Origin of the sequence: Faecalicatena orotica, from assembly GCF_003149245.1 — a bacterium.
GTDB lineage: Bacteria > Bacillota > Clostridia > Lachnospirales > Lachnospiraceae > Faecalicatena_A > Faecalicatena_A orotica.
The window spans coordinates 1-23,276 of the sequence record NZ_QGDL01000015.1 but is presented as its reverse complement, the minus strand read 5'-3'; the positions used below and the strand labels follow the sequence as shown (position 1 = coordinate 23,276).

Sequence of the window (23,276 nt, the reverse complement as noted above, 5' to 3'; positions counted from 1 at the left end):
ACAAATTTTCTTTTTATGAATTAGAAACCTGTTTTCTTTTCCCGGACTTTACTTTTGGTTCCGGCAGTTCCATCAATGTCCGCTCTGTCAGTTCTTTTAAGAATGCAGTATCCTCGAGTTCTTCCACCAGATACATCCCCGGTCTGCCTCCATGCGGTGCCGCCGGAACTGCCTCCGGCATCATCTCATGTCCTGCCTGCGTCATTTTTACATAAAACTGATTCCCCTCCACTGTTCCAAAAAACTTCCCGTCACACCAGAGTCCATATTCACCAAACAGCTTCTTATAGCTGATATTTCCGGCTTCATGCAGCTGTTCTGCAACATATTCCACGAATTCTAATGTTGATGCCATACATATCCCCTTTCTAAAGCAGGTATTATCTTCCCGCAAAACTGATGCCTGTCCTATATTATTTAATCCCGATATAGACGTGTATCACCGCATTTTCTACATCTTTATTCTGATACTCTTCAAAATCGCATACGAACGTGCGGTCAAGGTCCATTGCCCAGAGGTTCTTCCAGAATTTTGCAATTTCTGCGTGCAGGTCCCCTGTTACAACGAACTTCGCATATTTTCCGGCCGGAATCATAAACAGGCTGGTTCCCTCTGGCAGTGCTCCGGATCCATCCACCTCACAGGCAACGGTTATATCATAGTCGGACTTTTCGTCTCCTTCATATCCGGAATAAATGCCAAGTGACTTTCCATTGACCATCCCCGTAATGTGCGGATAGGCTTCCTGATAAAAACGCTGCCACAGCCCGCCGATCACCTGCGTCATATCCGGTGCAAAGTTATTCGTTCTGGCACGCAGTCCCGCTACCTTTTTCTCCTCTAATTCTACAATTTCGTATTCCATTTATTTAACCTTACCTTTCTGTTTGATAGATTCAGGATAACATGGGAAACACGACAACTGCATGTCATCATTATTCTCTGGATTCATATTTTTTCTGCATACTGCTAAGCAGTTTCTTCAATTCTTCTCTCAGCCCCACCGGCTCCAGCAGTTCCGCGTGATCCGCGAAACTTAAAATCCAGCCGAAAATGCTCTCTTTATCCATAAATCCAAACTGAAACAGCAGTCTTTCATCCTCCTGTACCTGAAAGCTCTCCGGCCCGTATTCTTCCATCAGCCTCCATTTAAACGATGGCTCGAACAGTGCTTTCACAGAGATCACTGCCGGAAAAACCGTTTCTTTTTCTATTTTGAACTCCGGAAGTTCCCTCGCTTCAAACTTCTCACCGGTACTTTTCACTTCCGGCATCCGGTTCAGTTTAAACATTCTGTAATCCCGTCTCTTCGGACAATACCCCCACACATACCAGGATGCCCATTGAAACACAAGAAGATAAGGCTCTATTTTTCGTTTTCCTTCCGTGCCGGGTGCATAATATTCGAACTCGATCAGCTCTTTTCTCTCAATTGCCGCCTGAATCAGCTCTATCTTTGGAGCAAGCGAGCTCTTGTACCAGGAGGACAGGTCGATCAGAATATGCTGGCTGGATGTAAGGATTTCTGAATGCTCCGGGGAAAGCTTGTCCATAAGCTGCTGGTAACGGCTGCTTCCGGCCACACTGTCCAGACTTCTCAGCCCGGCCAGAATTGCCTGCATGTCAGAGGATGTCAGAAGCGTTTTGTCGATACTGTAACCGTCCATGATGGAAATCCCGCCGCCGGCCCCCTGTGTCGTAACAAGTGGTATCCCCGCCCTGCAAAGTGCCTCGATGTCCCTGTTTATAGTTCTTCTGGATACTTCAAACTTCCCGGCAAGATAAGGCGCCGTCACCTTTTTCTGCTGGAGCAGGATGGATAGAATCCCGATCAAACGGTCAATCTTCATAGGTTATTCTTCTCCTTTATACCTCTTCAGGAACTTTTGAAAAGCCTCATCTTCTTTGATAAACTCCATATCTTTATCCTCCTGAAGTTCTGCCGCCAGATTCTTCAGAAACCTGCGGCCAAACTCCTGACGTCTTTCGCCCCCTTCTTTCTCGCTGATATGGCTGTACAGCAGGGAATCACAGGGCTTCCATTTCTTTTCCAGCGCCGGGAACATTTTCTTCAGGACACGCATGACTTCTTCTTTGTCTTGTTTTTTTACTGCCAGTGTAAATTCCGCCGCACAGGCAGAATAGTCCCACATTTCAAATACGTTAACTGTCTGTACCATTTTCCCGGCAAAATATTCCGCATCCGAAATCCGCTCTTCCTCCAGCGCGATATCCATCAGCATAAACAGGCTGGAATAGATATCATTCGCCGCCGCAAGAATTTTATTCTCAGTAAGCCGGGCCGCCTCTGCATAATTTCCCTGCCGGAAATACAGCCTTGCCAGCAGCTGGTTTTTATCCGGGAAATTCCGTTCCGGCAAAAGTTCTAATTTTCCCCGCGCTTCCTCATACTCCCCGCGGTTCATCAGTTTTGAGGCGAGCATTGAGACTGCCTGCATGCGGGCAGCTTCATTTTTCCCACGAGCAGCGCGCTCATAGAGACCTTCAATTTCATCCAGATACCTCTGCCTTTCTCCCTCATCCCCGGCGCCGTCTGCAAACATCGTCAGGCCGCCCTCAAGAGTAGCTGCCATCGTGTAAAGCAGCATACCGCTGTTCGGGAATCTTCGTATTTTCTCCATTGCCGCCGTATATCCCGCAGAAAAACCTTCTTTCATGATGCAGTCGGATATCTGGCTGCACCATACACCGATTTCCTGATCTGTGAGATCCTCCTCAAAAGAAAGCAGCGTATTTAAATCCACCTCCAGAAGCCTTGCCAGCGCCGGCAGTATCATGATATCCGGGCAGGTCATCCCGCGCTCCCATTTATTGAATGCAGAGGCCGAAATCCCAAGCCTCCCGGCCGCCTGTTCCTGTGTGAGTCCCTGTTCCTTCCTTTTTTCCCTGATAATTTCATGTATCCTCATGATGATTCCTCCTGTTGTTTTTTACGTTTTTGTCGAAACATTCAGATCTATCCTGTCCCTGTCATCATCATATCAGACTGTTAAGCCTCAAAACAACGGAGGATCATTCATATTTATGCCGCAAATATTAACGTGCATTCAGGTATCTCTGTATTTATACGATCTTTACCCCGAGTAATTTCGCAATCTCGGCAGCCTGAAACATATTAATCTTCATCCCGGCCAGTTCCTTATAGCTGTCCGATACCATAATACTCTCTATTACACTGTCGGAAAAATCCATACCTTTTAAAATCGTCCTGAAGAAATCTACTTTCGTGAAATCCGATTTGATAAACTGTGATTTCTTCAGCTTCACTTCCGAAAAAAAAGCCTCCTGAAAGCTGCAAAGCTCTGCCCTGCTTGCCTCCCAGAGGCTGCCCCCGAAATTCGCCAGCGGCATCTGGCATTCCAGCAGCTTCACATGTTTCAGCACCGCATGGTCAAACATGCTGCCATTCCCTTTACATCCTGACACTTCGCAGTTTTTCCAGTAACTCCCCGTAAAACGGCAGTTGGAAAAATCACATTTATCAAAACAGGACTGGTAAAAACCTGCACCTGTAAAATCACAATCGACAAACCTGCAACGCTCAAATCTGACCGATACAAACTCCACTTTACTGGCATTGACCCCCGTCAGTACTTCTTCTGTAAATTCCCGGTTTTCAACAGGCATCTCATCCATACCGGCATATTGTATTTCTTCTGTCAGCATCCTCTACAATCCTTCTCTTTTTTGTTCTGCCGCCTTCTCCTTTGCGGTCCTGTAATCTGTATTCCGTTCATTGGCGCTCTGCTGCGGGCCCTTATGAAGTTCGGCATTCGCTTCCATCATACCGTCCCTGACTGCCTTTTTGACGACAAAATACAGCAGTACGAAAAGTCCTCCAACGATAACCACGACAAACGCAAATGCTAATATATGGTACAGCATTCCAAACATATACATCATTTATTTTCTCCTATCCGGCATATTAATTACAAGCTTTTTTGTAAATCTGGTACATATCTTCCTCCTCCAGAACTTTTACACAGCCTATCGTCCTTCTGCCCCAGAAACTGCACTTGCGGGCCAGCTCTTTCATCTGCTCTTCTGTCGGTTCAATCCCAAGTTCTTTCATTGATACCGGCATGTGAATAAAACGGTAGAAATCCTCCATTGCCTCGATCCCCAGCAAAGCCGTCTGCATACCATCCCCGGCAGCTTTCACACCCATAACATTGACTGCGAATTGTGCAAAACGTTCCGCTCCTGCATCCACCACGTATCTTGCCCAGCTTCCCCATATAGCTGCCAGTCCGGCTCCGTGCGCCACATCGAACATTCCACCCAGCTCATGCTCCAGCTGGTGGCTGGCCCAGTCGCCTCCATCCGTCCCGCAGCCGGTCAGTCCGTTGTGGGACAAACTTCCCGCCCACATCACTTCCGCCCTTGCGTCATAATTTTCCGGGTCGTTCAGCAGAATTTTGGCATTTTTCATCACCGTGCGAAGCAGATGCTCACTGATACCGTCCGTCAGTTCCATATTGTCTGCATGATTCAGATAGCGTTCCATTGTATGCATCATAATATCCACACAGCCGCTCATGGTCTGGTATTGTGGAAGCGTCATCGTCAGTTCCGGGTTCATGATGGCGAACTTCGGCCTGCAGTAATTACTGCTGTACCCCCTTTTTACCCAGCCGTTTTCATTGGTAATCACGGAGGAATCACTCATCTCCGATCCTGCTGCCGCAATCGTAAGGATGACACCTACTGGAAGGCAGGCCGATGCATTCCTCTTTTTCTCATAGAAATCCCATACATCGCCCTCATTCGTCACACCATACCCGATCGCTTTTGCAGAGTCAATCACACTGCCGCCGCCCACCGCGAGGATAAAGTCAACCCCTTCTCTTTTGCACAGTTCAATCCCTTCATATACAAGGGATAAATGCGGGTTCGGTACGACTTTGCCAAGTGAAACATATGCAATTCCCGCTACATCCAGTGACTGGTAAATGCGGTCAAGCAGTCCACTTCTTTTTACACTTCCGCCGCCATAATGTACCAGCACTTTTTTACAACCATATTCCTGAACCAGAGCCCCCATGTTTTCCTCTGTTCCTTTTCCAAATATGACCTTTGTCGGTGTATAATACTGAAATTGATTCATAATTCATCCCTCCTGATGTCCGTCCTGCGTTCCTGTAAACAGGAACCTGTCTTACTCGTTTACGATCTCAATCTGGCACACTTTCATCGCCTCCAGTGCCTGTTTATGTGTCTCTGGGGTAACTCCCGCACAGCAGGAAGCATCTACGATTACCGGGACATCCGGCAGATATGCCTTTATCAGCAGGGCATTGGAAATCACACAGATATCTGTGCAGAGTCCGACCAACGTAACGCTTTCAACCGGTTCTCCGCTGATATCACACGCCCGCAGCACCTGCCCCAGCCTGGTACTGCCAAAAGACGGCTTGTCGATCGGCTCTTCTTTTATGAGTGCCGCAATCTGCGGATGTAACTGCCAGCCTTCTGTCCCCCTGACGCAGTGTACAACCGGAAGGTGCTTTCCTTCCTCACTGTCCAGATAATCTGCCTCATGGGTATCACGCGTAGCCAGAATCCTGCCGTCAAACGTACGGATCTTTTCTATCACTCCCGGCACAATCTGCTGTGCTTCCTTTGTCCCGAGCGCCCCATCTATAAAATCCTTCTGCATATCAACTACTACTAATATTTTCATCACTGCCACCTTCCAATCATCGCATCTGGTAAACCTGTATCAACTCTTCCTGCGCAGTAACACGCTCCAGTCCTATTATACGAAAAACAATGTGTTCCTCCACACCGGGCCGGACAGGTCTTGAAAAACAGCATACCGGCTGGCTGCCATTTTCTGATTCTCCCACCTTCGTTTTCCCTGCCAGAAAGACAGATACCGGCCCGTCCCCGCCTCTTTTGGCCGCAATAAAAACAGCGGCCGGTCCTTCGGAGCCTCCGATGACAGACAGGTCACCCTCTTCTTTGCAGCCGTCCGGACCGGAATCTTCAAACCGGAGATTACTGTCGAATAAAATGTGTTCCTCTCCTGACAATTCCGGGACAACATAAGCCTTTCCTGCATAAAACGGACGGATTCCGGGAAGCTCTGCCAGCTCTATATCGTAAATAACCACTTCGTGCCGCGCCCCTGTCAACGGATGGACAAATGTCCCCCGGCCTTCCCCGCCCGGCTTCACTTCCATCTCCAGATCCAGAACCTCTGTCCGCCTTAGCTCCCTCGTCTGTATCCTGATCTCTGTCAGAACGTGTTTCGTCCAGTCTTCCTGCGTTTTCAGCGAAACACGCTGGCAGAAAAAACAGTTTTCATTTTCCAGATATTCAGGGTAGGCTTCTTTTATCCTCAGGACCACACGTTTTTCCATCTCTCCTGTATATTCCGGGTCATATCCCGTACTGCTGTATGCTATCTCTTCCTTTTCACAGCAGCCATTCAGCCAGATACACGCAATGTCTACATTATGGTATGGGTTATTCTGGGTAATTTCAAGAATCCGGGCATCCGAAAGTTCTTCGGGCTTCTCTTCACATTCCGCATATCTGTCCCGGTACTCCTTCATAACGCGTTCATCCATCACGGTCAGAATGTCAAACACAATTCCCTCTTCAAAGCAGTAAACGGCCGGAATAACCCGGTCAAGGCCACCGGCTCTGAATCTTGCATTTACAGGCTGGATGCAGCTGCATTCCTCTTCTCCCTGTTCCATCCATAACGAACAATCAAAAAATACCTGCATGTTTCCTCCCTCTTTGATGTCTGCCGCTTCTCTAAAAGAACTTTTTAATTTCCGGAAAGTACTCGAATTCCGCCTTTCCGATAATATCCGACTTCTTCACATACTTGTTCAGCCAGAACCGGGAATCCCATGAGTTATTCCTGTTATCCCCCATCATAAAATAAGAATCTGCCGGAACCTGAAACGGCCCGAAATCATGTTCAAACCGTATCTTAATATATGGTTCTTCCAGCTTCTTCCCGTCGATATAGACCATACCGTCTTTCCCTTCAATGGTTTCCCCGGGAAGTGCGAGAATCCGCTTCATATATTCTTTCCCCAGATCGTCCGGGCAGTTAAATGTGACAATATCCCCCCGTTCCGGATCATGGAATAAATATGCCTGCCGGTTTACGAGCACACGGCTGCCTGTCATGACCGTACTTTCCATTGAGCCGGAAGTGACCTGTGCATTTACGATCAGTGTCCTATTTACAACGAAAACAAATGCCACGGCTATCGCTATCACCTTCAGATACTCCAGCAGTTCATGCAGAATCTCATCTCTTTTTATATCTTTCTTCATAAATCCCCTAACCTTCAATGTCCTTTATCAGTTTCTCCACACTTTCCCTGCTCGTTGCCCAGCTCGTGCAGATACGGACGGCACTGTGGGCTTCATCCACGCGCTCCTGATAACAGAAACTATAGTTTTTCCCTAGTTCTGCAAGCTTTACATCCGGCAGGATCACGAATATCTGGTTTGTCGGATTCTCAACCAGAAACAGATAACCGGCTTTTTTGCAGGCATCGCGGATCTCCTCTGCCAGTTCATTCGCATGTCTGGAAATCTCGAAATAGAGTCCGTCTTCCAAAAGGGCCAGAAACTGTACCCCGAGAAGCCTTCCCTTGGCAAGCATCCCGCCTTTCTGCTTGATCATATAGCGGAAATCCTCTTTCAGCGCCGGATTCGAAATGACAACCGCTTCCCCGAACAGCGCGCCAACCTTTGTCCCCCCTATATAAAATACATCACACAGCTTCGCAATCTGTTCCAGATCCAGATCATTCTCTTTCGAAGTCAGGCCATATCCAAGCCTTGCGCCATCCATAAACAGATAAAGCCCGTTCTTCCTGCACACCTGTGAAAGAGCCTCCAGCTCTGCCTTACTGTAGATGGTCCCGAGTTCTGTCGGGTTGGATATGTATACCATCTTCGGCTGGACCATATGTTCAAAACTGTCTTCCTCCACATGGCTTCTGTATGCATCTTCCACCTGTTTTGCCGTAATCTTCCCATCCACAGACGGAAGTGAGAGCACCTTATGTCCGGTAGATTCAACCGCACCTGTCTCATGGACATTGATATGCCCTGTATCAGCCGATAATACCCCCTGATGCGGGCGCAGCGCCGCGGAGATTACCGTCATATTAGCCTGTGTGCCGCCTACCAGGAACTGTACCATCAGGCTGTCATCCTTACAAAGCCTGCAAATCAGCTTCCTGGCCTGCCCGCAGTATTCATCCTCCCCATATCCGGCAGTCTGTTCCATATTCGTTTTGCTCAGTCTTTCCAGCACTTTCTCATGAGCGCCCTCGTTATAATCACAATTGAAATAAATCATCTGCGTTCTCCTCTCGGTAGTAATAACCTGATTATACTACTCACGCAGGAAGTTTTCCATAAGAAATTAACAGAACCGGGGAAGTCCCCGCTTATGTCTCTTTGACATAGAAGCGGGAGACTTCCCCGGTCCGGTTAAAACACGGAAAATGGCTGCGTAATCATTCCACGTGTCCTGTTCCCTATAGTTTTTTCTTATTGAAAGCTGCACATGCCGCGATGATGCATATGGCAATTCCCGCTGCCGCCACAATCATCGGTTTAATCAGGCTTCCACTTTCCAACTGGCCCTGCATCAGTGGCGTCCCTCCATTTGCCAGCTGTATCGGGTTGTAATCCTGTACGTCAGGCAGCATATTCAGAAGGATCTGGATGACGACCAAAGCCCCGGTAAAGAGCAGTGTTCCGTAAGATGACCGGACCAGAACCCCGCCCAGTACGGTTATCGCCGTAAGCAGGATGCCGAATACCCACAACGCCGTAATTGCCTCAGCAAGTCCGGGCGTATTCACGGTCTTCCTCCAGAAATACCATGTGTAGCCATAAGCCACACCAAAACATAACAGATATGCGCCCGTCCATAACAGTGCGGCAGCCGTAAACTTAGAAAGGATGACGGTCTTCCTTGAAAGTCCTTTTGTCAGAATGTGGATCAATGTTCCTCTGGAGTACTCTCCTGCCATGATTCCACTCAGCAGAATGACCAGAACAAAGGCACCGATCTGGGAAATATTTTTTAGAAACTGCATCCAGGAATCCAGTGCCGCAGGTTCTGTAATTGTAATCTCAATTCCCGCCGGCATGAACTGGCTAATGATCTCCGGCATAAATTTGGCCGCCAGCGGGCTTGAAATTCCAAACAGAAGGAATACCAGTCCGATTACCAGCAGTTTGTATGTTCTTGTATATTCGGTAAATTCTTTTGCTGTAAATGCTGCATATGCCCTCATTGTATCGCCTCCATAAATAATCCCTCTAATGATGGTTCCAGTATCTCCAGACGGGAAGGCATGAGCCGGGTCTCGTTAAGTCCGCGGATGATTTCCGCCTCTGCCTGCTCTATATCTTTTGTATGGATGATGATCTGGCTCCCTTCACGCTTCGACTGCTTCAGTAGTTGTCTGAACAAAGGTTCCTCCATGAACCGGTCCATGCTTTCTTTCCTTGTAAATTCTATAAGCAGGCTGTTTTTCCTGTGTCTTTCTTTAATTTCACCGAGAGTCCCTTCCATAACCGTCTTCCCGTCATTCAATACAGCCACCCTGTCGCAGATCCTCTCTACATCTGAAAGTACATGTGTTGAAAAGATCACCGTTGTCTTTTCCCTGACTTGTTCCATAATATCCAGCACTTCGCGGCGCCCGACAGGGTCAAGTGCCGAAGTAGGTTCATCACAGATCAAAAGCTTTGGCTCGTTAAACAGCGCCTGTGCAATTCCGAGACGCTGTTTCATCCCTCTGGAGAAACCGCCAATTCTCTTTTTTACACCTTTTAGTCCCGTGAGTTCTAAAAGTTCCTCACTCTTCCTCATAATCTGTTTGTCTGTCATTCCTGTGATGCGGCCGCAGAGTCTTAAATACTCTTTTGGTGTCATGTAACTGTAGAACTCCGGCACATCCGGCAGATAACCGACAAACCTGTTTGTACTGGTCTGGCCGTATTCCACTTTTTCACCCAGCACACGGACCTCCCCGGCATCTGCCTTCAGAAGTCCCAGTACGATTTTCATAGTAGTCGTTTTTCCTGCACCGTTTTTTCCGAGAAATCCAAAAACGGAATGCTCCGGTACCACTATGTTTAACCCGTCCAGAACCTGATGGGCACCAAACTTTTTTCTCAGGCCTTCTATTTCAAGTATGTTCATTCCTCTTCCCCTCTTCCGATTACAAAATAAATGATGGGTCCGATCATCTGTCCGAATGCGATCACAAGAACCCATATGATTCTGTTTCCGAAACGGTAATGCGGATGGCGCAGTGCATGGACAAGCGCCGTCAGCATTAAAACTAATTGTATGATAATCACCGGTAAAAGGACCGGTAAATATTCCATAAGTGTACTCATAATTTCTACCTCCTGATTTTCCTTCTGAAGCCTGTTAGATGAATCATGTATACGGCTGATTTATCAAACACGCCCTAATTCGTTCTGCCGCAATATTCCTCAAGACGCTTTACAAGATGCCGGTATCTGGCATTGTCTTTTAAACATGCAAATACCGGGTTTTCCGCAACGGTCCCAAGAACACTCTGCCTCACGACTGCCTCACTGCGGGGCGGCTCTTTTCCAAGAGTCAGGTTCGACAGCCAGTTGTCAATCTTGTCAAAATATTCATCCCCATGCAGCTCGAGTGCATGTTCCTGATTTAGAAAAACATTTACATACCTCTCTAGTATATCCACCGCATCTTCCGGCCTTTTTACAATGCAGTAATGCTGTGCAAATGACAGATATACCTGCGCCATGACATTGAAATGCAGTTTGTCAATCTGGTAGATTTCCATAACCTTAAGAGTTCGCCGGATCACTTCATCTGCCTTCGCAGGTGATTCTGTTTCCCAGGAAACCAGCAGTGCCGAATCTCCCACAAACATCAGAAGATGCTGGTACATGCTGACCTGAAGCGCCTCCCTTGCCTTCTCCATGTCACCTTTCATCTGGAAAGCCTGAGCCTGCATCTCCGCATCCTGCATAATCGCATGAACCTCACCTCCTAGCAGGTCCAGAACCTCCTGCGGATTTTCCATCATAAGGTAACACCCTCCTTTTGTGATGACTGCCTCTTTTACAAGCTGGACTTCGCCGCAGTCTTCGATGACACAGTCCAAAAGTGTGATGGCTTCCTCCAGAATCTCCTTTGGGGCCGGCGCCAGTGGAACGTGGTTGACGTATAGTACCGCCATCTGTAGAAGCAATTGGAAACAGGAATGATATTTTTTGACATATTCATCGCATTCCGCCTTTACCACTTCAAATGGTTCACTGCTGAACCTTTTCGCAAGCCTGTGATATAGCTTTTCAATATCCTGCTTTATCATCTGCGGCTCGTAGCCGAGAAGTTCATCTACGCTCATATTGAAATAAGCAGCCATTACCGGAAGCAGCGTAATATCCGGATAGCTCTGCCCTTTCTCCCACTTGTTGACCGCCGGTGCAGAGACACCGAGATACCTTGCAAGTTCCTCCTGCGTCAGCCCTCTTTCCTTTCTCTGTTTCCGGATAATTTCGTGTATTTTCATAATCATGCCTCCCAAAACGGTTTAAAATTATGCCGCTTTTCTTTTTGTATTTTCTTCCTTTCTGGTTACAGAATAGCAGACACCGGGATAACCCACAATGGATTAATCGTTAAATTCCATTAACAAAATTAACCAATGGTTAATCCCAAGATTATGATGCCGCCAAAAAGGTCTTATAATTTCTATCAAACCCGCGTAAGTTTTATTTTTTTGAGGTGTTTACTTAATATGAAAGGAGCTAATCTCCTCACCACCTTTAGCTTTTTCCATCACTAAAGAGAGCTCAGAATCATCCGATTCCGGGCTTGTTTTATTTCACTACATTTTAAGCAGAGGTGTTTTTTATGAAGAAGAGAGGCTGCATAATCATACTCATTGGGATTTTCCTTATTATCATTACGAAGCTCACACCGGATTACATCATTGTAACCGACCGGAGTACATTATCCGACACAGGAAAAGACGTAGAACTGAATGTGGTTGAATATAAAATCTGGCTGACAGAGGACGCTGCCCGGAAAATCGCAGTGGAGCATGCGAGAATCAATGGCGTACCCGACTCACTTGTAATCAATATGTACCATTCCCGTATGTGCCTGAAAAATGGCCATAAATATAAAACAATTAAGGTGCATTATACCGATACCGACTCCCGGCAGAAACAGTTATAATAAAAGAAAGAGTGTTATAAAATGACCATATCCGGTCATTTTATAACACTCCGCCCACATGTATGTGGTGTCTATTCATCGAAATTTATCTCAATTTCATATACCGAAATCCCCTTTAAATATTCCTCCAGTCCCTCATTACCTGAATGAACACGTTTCTGAACCGTGATATCTTCCTTATCTTCGGGCAATGGATATACTTTTTGCTGATGCCTGCCACATGTTCTCTTTCTATATTTATGACGTGATTTACGGTATCTGGCCCGCAGTATATTATATTATGCATAAACATTGCATAATATCTCTTGGTTTTTGCATATTTATTTGTATTTTATGTATATAATGAATTTTTTCACATTTTCTATTGCATAAATATAAAAAGTGGTGTATAGTATGTGTTAGCTCAACGGGGCATACACAAGGCAGCAATCACTGCCGGACCAAATATATAATTAAAAATGAAATACATTTAGGAGGCAAATGAAATGAGTAAAGAGAAAGTTGTATTGGCGTATTCAGGCGGACTTGACACGACCGCAATTATCCCCTGGTTAAAGGAAAATTTCGACTATGAAGTAATCTGCTGCTGCATCGACTGCGGACAGGGAGAAGAACTGGACGGTCTGGAAGAAAGAGCAAAATTATCAGGCGCTTCCAAGTTATACATAGAGAATATTATCGACGAATTCTGTGACGAATATATCGTGCCATGTGTAAAGGCAGGCGCTGTTTATGAGAACAAGTATTTACTCGGAACTTCTATGGCTCGTCCTGTCATCGCAAAAAGGCTTGTTGAGATCGCCCGTAAAGAAGGCGCTACTGCAATCTGCCACGGTGCAACAGGAAAAGGAAATGACCAGATTCGTTTTGAACTCGGAATCAAGGCTCTCGCACCGGACATTAAGATCATCGCACCTTGGAGAATGACAGATGTTTGGACCATGCAGTCACGTGAAGACGAGATCGAGTACTGCCACCAGCATGGAATCGACCTCCCGTTTGATGCAAAGCACAGCTACAGCCGTGACCGTAACCTGTGGCACATCAGCCATGAAGGACTGGAACTGGAAGATCCGGCAAATGAGCCGAACTATGATGATTTATTGGTATTAGGTGTGTCTCCTGAAAAAGCACCGGATGAAGGCGAATATGTAACAATGACATTCGAGGCTGGTGTACCGAAGAGCCTGAATGGAAAAGAAATGAAAGTTTCCGAAATCATCACTGAATTAAACTCTCTCGGCGGAAAGCACGGAATCGGCATCGTCGATATCGTTGAGAACCGTGTTGTAGGCATGAAATCACGTGGCGTGTATGAGACTCCCGGCGGAACCATCCTGATGGAAGCACACGACCAGTTAGAAGAGCTTGTTCTGGACCGTGCTACCTATGAAGTAAAGAAAGATATGGGCAACAAGTTTGCACAGATCGTATATGAAGGAAAATGGTTCACACCACTTCGCGAAGCAATTCAGGCATTTGTAGATGTGACACAGCAGTATGTAACAGGTGAAGTTAAATTCAAACTGTATAAAGGTAATATCATCAAAGCCGGAACTACTTCCCCATATTCACTGTACAGCGAATCTCTGGCAAGCTTTACAACCGGTGAACTTTACGATCACCATGATGCAGAAGGATTTATCAACCTGTTCGGACTGCCGTTAAAAGTACGCGCAATGAAAATGGCGGAGCTGAACAAAAAATAAGCTGGATATTGTAAAGAAACTTTTAATATGAATGAATGTAGGACGCTTGCCGTGGCAAGCGTCCTATTTATCTTCGAATATGAAACTATTCTCTATCGTTCGTCAGTTTCAGCTTGTCCAGGATGAAGAACATCAGTCCCATCAGCATTCCGACTACACATGCGAGTACCATTCCAGAAAGCTGGATGCTTCCGAACTGTACGGATATGCCGGAAAGCCCAGTCACAAAAATAATGGAGGTCATTGCCATGTTTCTGGATTTCCCGTAATCTACCTGTGCCTCTACAAGGATGCGGATACCGGATGCACCGATCATTCCGTACAGGAGGAAGGAAATACCACCGATAACCGGCCCCGGGATCGTACTGATCAGGGTCGTCATTTTCCCGATAAATGAGCATATTATAGACAGTACTGCCGCCCCGCCGATGACATAGACACTGTAAACTTTCGTCACGGCCATGACACCAATATTTTCACCGTATGTGGTTGTCGGGACCGAACCGATGAATCCGGAGATCATTGTTGAAAAATTATCTGCAAACAAAGAGCGGTGCAGACCCGGGTCTTTCAGCAGGTCCCTTCCCACTACCTTGCTTGTAACAATCTGGTGCCCGATATGTTCAGATGCAATGACCAGAAGTACGGGCAGTATAATAACGATAGCCTCCCATTTGAACTTCGGTGTCGCGAAGTTTGGCAGTGAAAACCATGCCGCTGACCCGACCGCTGCAAAATCCACGATCCCGCAAAGCAGTGCCGCCACATATCCTGCAATAATAGCAATCAGTATCGGTATGACCGATAAAAACTTGCGGAATACAACAGAACCGATCACGGCCGTCAGAAGGGTCACCAGAAATACGATGACATTCTTATAATCAATCACCTCATCCTTCAGACCTGCATTAGAAGCAGCCGTTCCGGCAAGTTCCAGTCCGATCAATGCGACAACAGGCCCCATCGCTGCCGGGGGAAGCACAATATCAATCCAGTCTGAGCCAAATTTGTAGATAATCAGAGCCAGGATGCACCCGAAGAATCCAACCACTACGAAACCGCCCAGTGCATAATTATAGCCCCATTTGCTGATAACGATCCCCGCCGGTGCAAGGAATGCAAAACTGGAGCCAAGATATGCCGGTGCTTTTCCCTTTGTAATCAGAATAAATAACATTGTTCCGATACCATTCATAAATAATACAATCGCCGGGTTAATTCCGAATACAAACGGAACCAGAACCGATGCCCCGAACATCGCAAACATATGCTGGATGCTCAAGGGCACCAGCATTTTGAACGGTACTTTTTCTTCCACCTGAATAATTTTTCGACTTTCCATATAGCCCTCCATTTCTCTCTTGTTCACTTTATCTTTACTATTGTATCATAAAGAGCCAAGATAGAAAATTTATTTTTATATGGAAATGTTACAATTATTTCATAGCCTCTCTAATCACCCGCAGGGCATTTAGAGACATGACCTTGTCAAGCTGCCTCGGTGTGATTCCTCTTTTTCTCATAGCTTCCCAGACAAGTTCCATCTCTGAGACATGACTGATCCAGCCTTCATGCGGCTCACTGTCAAATCCGTCGAAATCTGTTCCAACTGCAGCCACATCTTCCCCGCCGGTTTTGATCATATGTACTGCATGGCGGGCAATATCATCCACAACTGCCACACCGTTTTCGCACAGGAATGCCGGATAAAAATTCAGACCCGCCACACCGCCTTTTTCTCCCAGAGCCTTCAGCATCTCATCCGTCAGGTTTCTCGGATGTGGACAGAGTGCACGTGCATTAGAATGGGAAGCGCAGACTGGCACACAGCTCGCTTTAATGCAGTCCCAGAATCCGCCGTCGGAAAGATGTGATACGTCCACAATCATCCCCAGCTCATTCATCCGTTCAACCGCTTGAAATCCAAACTCCGTCAGCCCGCTTTCCATAATATCACCTGTTCTGCTGTTTGGAAATCCAAGGCAGTTCGGGTAATTCCATGTAAGTGTTATCAGTCTGATCCCTGCATCATACAATTCTTCCAGCCTCTCCAGCCTTCCGTTTAGGATACCGCCCTCCTCCGCCGCCTTTACAGCAGAAATCATTCCCTGCTCCTGGTTCTTCCTGATTTCCCCATAAGAATGTGCTGTCCTGATTCTGTCATTTTGTTCGCCGTCGATTCGCCCTGCCATCTCAAGAACCGCCTGATAAGCCCTGTCCCATGCCTTAGGACTAATCTGGGCAGGCATATGTCTTCCTGTACTGCCGTCTGTCAGGCCGGCGTCTTCATAGGATACTGCATGCACGAAACATGCGAAAAACTGGACAAGCGTTCCCGCCTTCTGCATTCCCCCCAGATCAATACTCAGATCGTTGTCCGCCAGATTATGGCTCCCGCCAGCCGTCATAAGCCTGCTGATTGTATCACAGTGCAGGTCAATTAAATTCATCATTTCATAACCATCCTTTCGAAAAAATCCCCTGCACGGCAAGGTATATTTTCCCAGTTTTTTACATACGCTATACACACATAATAGTGTATTGTTCTTTTACTATCAAACTATCTTATGCCAAAAAAGGAGTGCTTATGAAACCGAAAATCGGAATTGTTGTCTGTGGGCTTATGAACGACAGGCAGTTTGTTACCAATACTTATATCCAGTCCATCCGTTACTCCGGGGGGCTTCCTTTTATCCTGCCCCTCATCCGTTCTGATTCTGCCATACGGGAGTATATCTCCTTCTGTGACGGATTCCTGTTCTGCGGGGGTGATGACATTACACCGCTTTTATTTGGTGAGGAACCAAAAAACGGAATCGGTAAAACGAATATTACGCTGGATCTGTTTCAAATCCGCCTGATGAAGTCAGTCCTCACTACCAAAAAACCAGTTTTTTCCATATGCCGCGGTATGCAGGTATACAATGTAGCCTGCGGCGGTACGATTTATCAGGACATGTCGCTGCAGCCCGGAAAGCCAATGAACCATATGCAGCAGTCTTATTCCCGGTCAGAAGTCAGTCACAGGATCAATATCGAAAAAGGTTCCCAGCTCCAGAGATATATTGGTTCCAGACTGGATGTGAACAGTTTTCACCACCAGAGCGTAGGCATGCTTGGAAAGGATCTCATCGCCTGTGCGCGTGCCGCCGACCAGACGATTGAAGCCATTGAAATGAAAGACCATCCCTTCGCGATCGGAGTGCAGTGGCATCCGGAATGCATGTACCGCAGTTCCCCCGAAATGAGGGAGCTTTTTTCCGAATTTGTCTTGCATGCGCGGCTGCGTCCTGCTAAAACCGCCGAGGCTTAATCACATTTAATAACAAATTTTTCATTCGAATAATTCTTATATTTTGCATGGATACGGGCATAATAAACCTCGTAATTATTATTTCTTTAAGGAGGTCCAATTATGTCTGAAATATCAATACTTGATTTACAGAACTTACGTCATCTCATTGGCGGCTATGACACAACACATTGCAAAATGACCGATTATGCATCCCAGGCCGAAGATCCTGAAGTAAAGAAACTTTTCCAGGATGCAGCTGATTCTGCTATGAAAAACAAACAGGAACTGATGAAATTCTTATAAGGGGTGACGCATATGAATGAAAAAACAATGGTATCCGACGCATTAGTCGGAGTAAACGGCGAACTGAAAATGTTCGGGGATATGATCCCGCAGACTGAAAACAAAGAATTAAAGCAATGCCTGAAGCAGATCCGCAACGAATGTGAAATGTCTCAGGAAAAACTCTATCATGTGGCCAGAGAAAAAAGCTATTATGTTCCTGCTGCCAAAGCAACTTCTGAGGAAGTAGAGCATGTAAAAAATATCCTGACCCAGCCGAAAACTTTCTAAAGAAATCATATTTACGCAATGAAACCAACTCTCTGATGTAAACGAAAAAAGGAGTCCGAAATGATCCATTCCGGATTCCTTTTTTCGTTTTAATAAAAGCTTCCTACTTATTCCAAAGCTCTTCCGCCTTTTCCTTCCAGTTTTCAGCATATTCCAGACATTTCCCGCAGAGATGCTCTACGGATTCCGGAGACTGCATATCCGTCGATTTGGCCCCCGTTTTCCTCACCATTTCCATCAGCTTTTCCGGATTCTCGAGCATGGGGCACGGCCTTAAATGGTTTTCGTTAAACGGCTGTCCTTCTCTGTATGCCATAAACAACGGCTGTTTAAGCGCCTCGAGAAGACTGACATTACGGATATTTGCACCCGAATAGTGAATGAACACACACGGTTCCACATCGCCGTTGGGATTAATATGACAGTAATTACGTCCGCCCGCAATACATCCGCCTACATATTCGCCATCGTTTTGAAAATCAAAGGCAAAGATTGGTTTGCCTCCTTCCATTGCACGGATTTCACGGATCCTGTGATAAATGTACTCCCTCTGCTCTTTTGTCGGGAGAAGTTCAACTGCGGCGTCATTACCGACCGGCATGTAATGGAAGTACCATGCATAACGGCATCCCTTTTCAATAATCATATCCAGAAATTCATCGGACGTAACGGTATCGATATTTGCACTGGTGTAGCAGATAGATGTTCCGAATATCTGCCCGTGCGCTTTCAGTATATCCATCGCTTTCATAACCTGATTGAAAACGCCCGGCCCCCTTCTTCCGTCATTGACTTCCTCATATCCTTCCAGACTGATTGACAATGAGAGATTTCCTACCTCTTCCATCTCTTCACAGAATGCGTCATCTACCAGAGTTCCATTTGTAAACGCATGGAACGCACAGTCATCATGCTTTCTGCACAGCCTGATGATGTCCGCCTTTCTGACAAGTGGTTCACCGCCTGTGTACATATAGAAATAGATCCCAAGCTCTTTCCCCTGTGTTATGATACTGTCGAGCTCTTCATAAGTCAGGGATAATGTATGTCCATACTCTGCCGCCCAGCAGCCGGTGCACTTTAAGTTGCATGCACTTGTCGGGTCCAAAAGAATCAGCCAGGGAATATTGCACTGGTATTTCTCACGGCTTTCGTGCATGATCTTAGTGCCGCTGAGCATTGCCTCGAATCCCAGATTCATCGCGGTTTTCTTAATCACGTTCGGGCTCACCTCGTCCAGTATCCTGTTTACATAGGTCATCCATTTCCCATCCTCATCCCGGATCATCTGCCTTGCCGCCTCGTAGCTTTCCGGCTGGAACCGGTCCTTCGCAAAATTCTCGGTCAAATCTACCATTTTCAGGAAACTCTTTTCCCTGTCTTTGCTGATGTGCTTCATAGAAGTATCAATCAATTTTCCGAAAGCGGCCCTCTCAGCCTGATGTCTTAATTTTCCCATATCTCATATCCTCCTTCACCTTACAGTACATGAAACTTTTCTTTAGTTTATTCCCCGGATTAAAAGTTCAATGCCCCCGATCAGCAGTATACCCCCTCCCAGAATCACGATTTTATTCTTAAACTGGCATCCCAGCCAGTACCCCGCATATAACCCGGCAACTACACTGACAGCCGTAACCATACCTACGGTTATTATTGTAATTAAAAAATCTGTCTGGAAAAATCCAAACCCGATTCCTGCGAGAAAGGCATCAATACTTGTAATGCATGCCCATATGGCAATCTGTTTAAGTTCTACATGCTCCTCCATCTTCTCTATGACTACCTTCTGTCTTCCGGCCTTGCATATCATATAAAGGCCCAGACCCAGAAAAATAATAACCGAGAGATACCGCCAGTGAACAGCCGCCCTGCCAGCCGGAGCCTTTATCATTGGAATATTCGTGATCATATTTCCAAGCAGAAGGCTTGCCATCTGCCACACCGTAAAGACACCGCCAATTTTAATGAGAGAAGACTTCCGTATTTCCGGCAGCATAGCGCCTTTATACAATGCATACGCAAACACATCCAGAGATAACCCGACCGAAATCATAAGGATTTCAAATAATACCAATTTCCTCCTCCCCTTCCCTATCTATCTGCCTGTTATTATTGTAACATTCCATCCCCCGTGCCATAATATTCAATCTCTCCCCCCTGTATCCGAAACCCGACAATTTCCCCGATCTGTTCCCACCCGGCTACAAAATCCCGTTTTTGTAGCCGGGTGGGTTTTCATGAGTTTAGTATTTATGATATAATGCTCGCACTTAGCGTGGTTTTTTCACGCTTAGTAAGACATATACCTAAATACTTAACGAAGTATTTCACGAGTTTGGTTTTATGGTATAATGCTCGCACTTAGCGTGGTTTTTTCACGCTTAGTAAGACATATACCTAAATACTTAACGAGGTATTTCACGAGTTTAGTATTTATGGTACAATACTCGTAAAAGGGGATGATTTTTATGGAAGATAAAAGGGAACTGACTAAGGATTTGCTTACGATGTCTTTCAAAGAGCTTGTCATGCAGATGCCATTTGAGAAGATAACGATTAAGATGATCACGGATGGCGCCGGTGTCATCCGCCCGACTTTTTATAAACATTTTCAGGATAAGTATGAAGTGATTGAATGGATCCTGAAGAAGGATATTGCAGATAAGATTCAGGTACTGACAGATAATAATATGGAGGAAGATATCTTCCGCCTCCTGTGCAGCTGTCTGGAAAAAGACCGGGAATTCTACAAGAGGCTGTATCTGATAGAAGGGCCAAATTCCTTTGAAGCTTTACTGAGCCGCTACATTTTTGATATGTTTCTATCGCTGCTAAATAAATACCCGCTTAAGTCCCCTGACAAGGTTGCAATCCTGTCAAAGGACTCGATGGCGAGATTCTATACGTTCGGTCTGGCCGATTCGCTGAAATACTGGATCACCCATGATATTCCCTATTCTTCGGATCAGCTTTACGAGGCATATTCTTATATCATCCGCAATTCCATCCTGAATCTGATAGAATTTCCGGGCAGCAGAATCTGATGCGGGATAACTTTAAAACTGCAGGCCATGTCTCACTCTATAGGTGAATTCATGGGCACAGTTTTTGAATCTGCCCCTGTACGCCCTTCCCATAATATTTTTTTCCAAAGTATCAAGAAAAACACTCATGTGGATTTCTGCACGTTTGTCCGTGTCCTCCATAAAGTATTCCTCCGCAGCTTTATGGTCACTTACGTCCAGTCTCAGATTCCCGATCTCCTGATCCGTGGCCAGGCAGGCTGCTGCCCTGATCAGAACAGGTTCACAGATATTGTCTAAATAAAGCTCCTGGTAATCGGTGCAGCGGTATTCCAGCAGATCCGTAACCGCTTTTCTTTTGAAGTATTTTAAAAAATGCTGTTCATATTCGATTTCCTCAAGATAATCCATGATCAAATCGATGCCCCTTTTGCCGGGGGCCATCCCAAGTGCCGGATAATCCAGTGACAGGATATGATTCTGCGGCTCAAAACGCACATCATATTTTGTAAAAAACATGGGCATTCCTTCTATGATTGTTTCCCTGTAATTCCGGCAGCCATAATCCTCGAAATCAGAAGTAATCCTATGATAAACTTCTTTTGCCCTCATGACCTTGTCCATCGTGAACCTGTAATCCTGCTCGTAGGCAGTCATACAGTCCACTGAAGCACCTCCCAGCAGATCCTTATTCTCATCCCCGCACTCCTGTATACAGTAAAGAATGGCCTCCATTAGCTGCTGGGCTGTCTCGTAAGAAACAGAAGCACTGTCCTTTGACGTGTACTTATCTGACAGTTTTGCCATAACAGGTAATAATTCTTCTATTTTATAAACCATGACATTCCCTCCCTGACATGTTGTCTGTATTCATCCTTTTTATTCCCAGCACAATTCTTTTAGAACCTGCTGATATAGTTCACTGTCCCACCGCCGGGCTTCGTCAAATTCGGAGTACTCTCCCCTTCCGCCGCTGGCGGTATATCCTTTGTGGCCTTTTCGTACAGCTTCTGCGTATACCTCCAGACAGGTGTCTTCCAGATAGTCAAGACTGCCGAAGCAGACCGTCTCATACTGCTCCTTCATAAAAGTGAGCACCTCATCATCTGTCATGCGGTCTAAGGTGGCATTCTTAAACTTGTAAAAAATATCCTGCAGCCTTTCCAGGCTCTCCAGATAATTCTGCTGATTGATATACTGTGAATCACAGAATGTATAAATCAGCTTTTCCAGCATCCCGGTCCCCCACTCAAAGCGCCGGAACTGCTTCAGGCTGTCATTCCGGTATGTGACCAGTTCATTTATCTCTTCTTCCTTAAGCAATAAGCCAAATCGCTCGGTCTTTTGATTCATACCCGAAATGACTGCCAGTTCCTCCTTCCTTCGTGCTGACTGCATAAGTTCAAAAACATGACTATCCATAACAAATACCCCTTTCAATGAATCTGCAGGTTTCCTGTAAACAGTGATATTCATTATATGTCCGTCCCCTATTCTTTACAAGACTTGAAAAAAAGTGCATTTTGTGGTATTATAATGTTAAGAAAAGAGGCAGGAAATGAAATTCCCGCCTCTTTTTCTATACCTATTTTATATTTCCTGCCACTTTTGGATTAAGCCTCTTCTACACCTTCAATAATATTTCTAATCAGGTCCTGTGCCCTCTCTACATCTCTTTCATCGGCAAATATATCCTCGCCATAGATTGAATTTCCTGTATAGATGTCCATGATACCGCCGCTGCCGATTCCCTGTCTGAATGCAGTGATCCCGTTCTGGCTTAGAATATCCAGAATCATCTCCGCTTCAATCTTGTCTCTGGCCGTGCATACTTTTGTTACTTTCATGCCTTCCATAATGGCACCTCCTTTGGCTGAATCACCATACAGCTGTGCTGGTTACCCGCAAAGCCTGGAATAATAAATGTCGTTTATCTTTAATTTTATTGTGCACGTTTTATTTAAAGATGTCAAGCAGAATAAATGTTACTGTTCACAGGCAATGTCAGTTAGTTAAGTTACGAGGTTAAATCCTGAATAAGGGTCTAACCTAAATTTAAAAAAATCACCTCTAAAGGTTGACACAGAGCCCAAAATGTGCGGCCGCTCTCGTTGCTGGTGTGACAGCAACAAGAGCGGCCCCTGTAATCAGAACTATATCTTTTGTCTGACTACAAGGAGGTCTCATATGTCATTTGCAAAACAGGTTAAAAACAATCTCTTAGAAATTATTTCAGGAATGGCGCTCCATCCCGAGAACTTTTCAAAACACCCTGAAACTGACTTCACCAGAAACAGAAAACTGGATTTCCCCTCTTTGCTGTATCTCATCATCTCTATGGAAACCGGCACTGTAAAGGATGAACTGCTCAAATTCTTCTCTTACGATAAAGATACCGCTT

The 23,276-nt window shown here is 45.8% G+C and carries 28 protein-coding genes and 1 pseudogene; 7 read left to right on the top strand and 22 right to left on the bottom strand.

Annotation, left to right across the window (positions count from 1 at the left end; translation table 11 throughout):
• Positions 1-13 precede the first annotated feature (13 nt).
• The 15 genes from A8806_RS20760 to A8806_RS20690 form a co-directional block, all read right to left on the bottom strand.
• On the bottom strand, positions 14-355 hold the full coding sequence (locus tag A8806_RS20760; RefSeq protein ID WP_109733091.1) for a TfoX/Sxy family protein: 342 nt from the start codon (positions 353-355) through the stop codon (positions 14-16).
• 58 nt (positions 356-413) lie between these two features.
• Complete coding sequence (locus A8806_RS20755) at positions 414-866, bottom strand: GyrI-like domain-containing protein (protein ID WP_109733090.1); 453 nt, start codon at positions 864-866, stop codon at positions 414-416.
• A gap of 70 nt (positions 867-936) precedes the next feature.
• Entirely contained in the window at positions 937-1,851 is a 915-nt protein-coding gene (locus A8806_RS20750; RefSeq protein WP_109733089.1) for a helix-turn-helix transcriptional regulator, read from the bottom strand.
• A 3-nt stretch (positions 1,852-1,854) separates the two neighbouring features.
• Entirely contained in the window at positions 1,855-2,931 is a 1,077-nt protein-coding gene (locus A8806_RS20745; protein ID WP_109733088.1) for a helix-turn-helix domain-containing protein, read from the bottom strand.
• Between the two features lie 154 nt (positions 2,932-3,085).
• The gene (locus A8806_RS20740; RefSeq protein ID WP_109733087.1) at positions 3,086-3,688 is read right to left on the bottom strand and encodes a pentapeptide repeat-containing protein; all 603 of its coding nucleotides are present in this window, start codon (positions 3,686-3,688) and stop codon (positions 3,086-3,088) included.
• Between the two features lie 3 nt (positions 3,689-3,691).
• A complete protein-coding gene (locus A8806_RS20735; protein WP_109733086.1) occupies positions 3,692-3,925 on the bottom strand; it encodes a DUF6019 family protein in 234 nt (77 codons plus the stop codon).
• A gap of 22 nt (positions 3,926-3,947) precedes the next feature.
• Positions 3,948-5,129: an iron-containing alcohol dehydrogenase gene (locus tag A8806_RS20730; RefSeq protein ID WP_109733085.1), complete on the bottom strand. Its 1,182-nt coding sequence runs from the start codon at positions 5,127-5,129 to the stop codon at positions 3,948-3,950.
• 51 nt (positions 5,130-5,180) lie between these two features.
• Positions 5,181-5,705: a cysteine hydrolase family protein gene (locus tag A8806_RS20725; RefSeq protein ID WP_109733084.1), complete on the bottom strand. Its 525-nt coding sequence runs from the start codon at positions 5,703-5,705 to the stop codon at positions 5,181-5,183.
• 16 nt (positions 5,706-5,721) lie between these two features.
• Entirely contained in the window at positions 5,722-6,759 is a 1,038-nt protein-coding gene (locus A8806_RS20720) for a hypothetical protein (protein WP_109733083.1), read from the bottom strand.
• Between the two features lie 31 nt (positions 6,760-6,790).
• Positions 6,791-7,324 (bottom strand): signal peptidase I, encoded by a 534-nt coding sequence (gene lepB, locus A8806_RS20715; RefSeq protein WP_109733082.1) that lies wholly within the window; start codon positions 7,322-7,324, stop codon positions 6,791-6,793.
• Between the two features lie 7 nt (positions 7,325-7,331).
• Positions 7,332-8,363 carry a threonine aldolase family protein gene (locus A8806_RS20710; protein WP_109733081.1) on the bottom strand — a complete coding sequence of 344 codons (1,032 nt, stop codon included), beginning with the start codon at positions 8,361-8,363 and terminating at the stop codon, positions 7,332-7,334.
• 181 nt (positions 8,364-8,544) lie between these two features.
• On the bottom strand, positions 8,545-9,312 hold the full coding sequence (locus tag A8806_RS20705) for an ABC transporter permease (protein ID WP_109733080.1): 768 nt from the start codon (positions 9,310-9,312) through the stop codon (positions 8,545-8,547).
• A complete protein-coding gene (locus tag A8806_RS20700) occupies positions 9,309-10,226 on the bottom strand; it encodes an ABC transporter ATP-binding protein (RefSeq protein ID WP_109733079.1) in 918 nt (305 codons plus the stop codon). The genes A8806_RS20705 and A8806_RS20700 overlap by 4 nt, the downstream gene beginning before the upstream one ends.
• The gene (locus A8806_RS20695; RefSeq protein ID WP_109733078.1) at positions 10,223-10,426 is read right to left on the bottom strand and encodes a PLDc N-terminal domain-containing protein; all 204 of its coding nucleotides are present in this window, start codon (positions 10,424-10,426) and stop codon (positions 10,223-10,225) included. Before A8806_RS20695 ends, A8806_RS20700 begins: the two co-directional genes overlap by 4 nt.
• A gap of 74 nt (positions 10,427-10,500) precedes the next feature.
• Positions 10,501-11,601, bottom strand: coding sequence for a helix-turn-helix domain-containing protein (locus tag A8806_RS20690; protein WP_181368812.1), 1,101 nt, complete (start codon positions 11,599-11,601; stop codon positions 10,501-10,503).
• Between the two features lie 344 nt (positions 11,602-11,945).
• On the opposite strand from A8806_RS20690, the gene A8806_RS20685 reads away from it, so the two are divergent.
• Both A8806_RS20685 and A8806_RS20680 read left to right on the top strand, forming a co-directional pair.
• Positions 11,946-12,272: a hypothetical protein gene (locus A8806_RS20685; RefSeq protein ID WP_109733076.1), complete on the top strand. Its 327-nt coding sequence runs from the start codon at positions 11,946-11,948 to the stop codon at positions 12,270-12,272.
• Between the two features lie 485 nt (positions 12,273-12,757).
• A complete protein-coding gene (locus A8806_RS20680) occupies positions 12,758-13,981 on the top strand; it encodes an argininosuccinate synthase (protein ID WP_109733075.1) in 1,224 nt (407 codons plus the stop codon).
• An 85-nt stretch (positions 13,982-14,066) separates the two neighbouring features.
• Here A8806_RS20680 and uraA read toward each other — a convergent pair whose 3' ends face one another.
• Together uraA and A8806_RS20670 are read right to left on the bottom strand one after the other, a co-directional pair.
• Complete coding sequence (gene uraA, locus A8806_RS20675) at positions 14,067-15,323, bottom strand: uracil permease (RefSeq protein ID WP_109733074.1); 1,257 nt, start codon at positions 15,321-15,323, stop codon at positions 14,067-14,069.
• A gap of 94 nt (positions 15,324-15,417) precedes the next feature.
• Entirely contained in the window at positions 15,418-16,434 is a 1,017-nt protein-coding gene (locus tag A8806_RS20670; protein WP_109733073.1) for a dipeptidase, read from the bottom strand.
• 134 nt (positions 16,435-16,568) lie between these two features.
• On the opposite strand from A8806_RS20670, the gene A8806_RS20665 reads away from it, so the two are divergent.
• From A8806_RS20665 to A8806_RS20655, 3 genes are all read left to right on the top strand, one after another.
• A complete protein-coding gene (locus tag A8806_RS20665; RefSeq protein WP_109733072.1) occupies positions 16,569-17,294 on the top strand; it encodes a gamma-glutamyl-gamma-aminobutyrate hydrolase family protein in 726 nt (241 codons plus the stop codon).
• 102 nt (positions 17,295-17,396) lie between these two features.
• Positions 17,397-17,579, top strand: coding sequence for a hypothetical protein (locus A8806_RS20660; RefSeq protein ID WP_109733071.1), 183 nt, complete (start codon positions 17,397-17,399; stop codon positions 17,577-17,579).
• Between the two features lie 12 nt (positions 17,580-17,591).
• The gene (locus A8806_RS20655) at positions 17,592-17,849 is read left to right on the top strand and encodes a spore coat protein (RefSeq protein ID WP_109733070.1); all 258 of its coding nucleotides are present in this window, start codon (positions 17,592-17,594) and stop codon (positions 17,847-17,849) included.
• A gap of 103 nt (positions 17,850-17,952) precedes the next feature.
• Here the strand turns inward: A8806_RS20655 and A8806_RS20650 are convergent, their stop codons facing one another.
• Both A8806_RS20650 and A8806_RS20645 read right to left on the bottom strand, forming a co-directional pair.
• Positions 17,953-19,308, bottom strand: coding sequence for a radical SAM/SPASM domain-containing protein (locus A8806_RS20650; protein ID WP_109733069.1), 1,356 nt, complete (start codon positions 19,306-19,308; stop codon positions 17,953-17,955).
• 42 nt (positions 19,309-19,350) lie between these two features.
• Positions 19,351-19,926, bottom strand: a complete 576-nt coding sequence (locus tag A8806_RS20645) for a manganese efflux pump MntP (RefSeq protein ID WP_109733068.1) — start codon at positions 19,924-19,926, stop codon at positions 19,351-19,353.
• Between the two features lie 394 nt (positions 19,927-20,320).
• On the opposite strand from A8806_RS20645, the gene A8806_RS20640 reads away from it, so the two are divergent.
• Positions 20,321-20,896 (top strand): TetR/AcrR family transcriptional regulator C-terminal domain-containing protein, encoded by a 576-nt coding sequence (locus A8806_RS20640; protein ID WP_109733067.1) that lies wholly within the window; start codon positions 20,321-20,323, stop codon positions 20,894-20,896.
• 12 nt (positions 20,897-20,908) lie between these two features.
• Here the strand turns inward: A8806_RS20640 and A8806_RS20635 are convergent, their stop codons facing one another.
• The 3 genes from A8806_RS20635 to A8806_RS20625 form a co-directional block, all read right to left on the bottom strand.
• Positions 20,909-21,715 (bottom strand): DUF6179 domain-containing protein, encoded by an 807-nt coding sequence (locus A8806_RS20635; protein ID WP_109733066.1) that lies wholly within the window; start codon positions 21,713-21,715, stop codon positions 20,909-20,911.
• A 39-nt stretch (positions 21,716-21,754) separates the two neighbouring features.
• Positions 21,755-22,297, bottom strand: coding sequence for a DUF6323 family protein (locus A8806_RS20630; protein WP_109733208.1), 543 nt, complete (start codon positions 22,295-22,297; stop codon positions 21,755-21,757).
• 191 nt (positions 22,298-22,488) lie between these two features.
• The gene (locus A8806_RS20625; RefSeq protein WP_109733065.1) at positions 22,489-22,731 is read right to left on the bottom strand and encodes a putative signal transducing protein; all 243 of its coding nucleotides are present in this window, start codon (positions 22,729-22,731) and stop codon (positions 22,489-22,491) included.
• A 331-nt stretch (positions 22,732-23,062) separates the two neighbouring features.
• On the opposite strand from A8806_RS20625, the pseudogene A8806_RS20620 reads away from it, so the two are divergent.
• Positions 23,063-23,276, top strand: a pseudogene (locus A8806_RS20620) (IS4 family transposase); the annotation flags it as partial.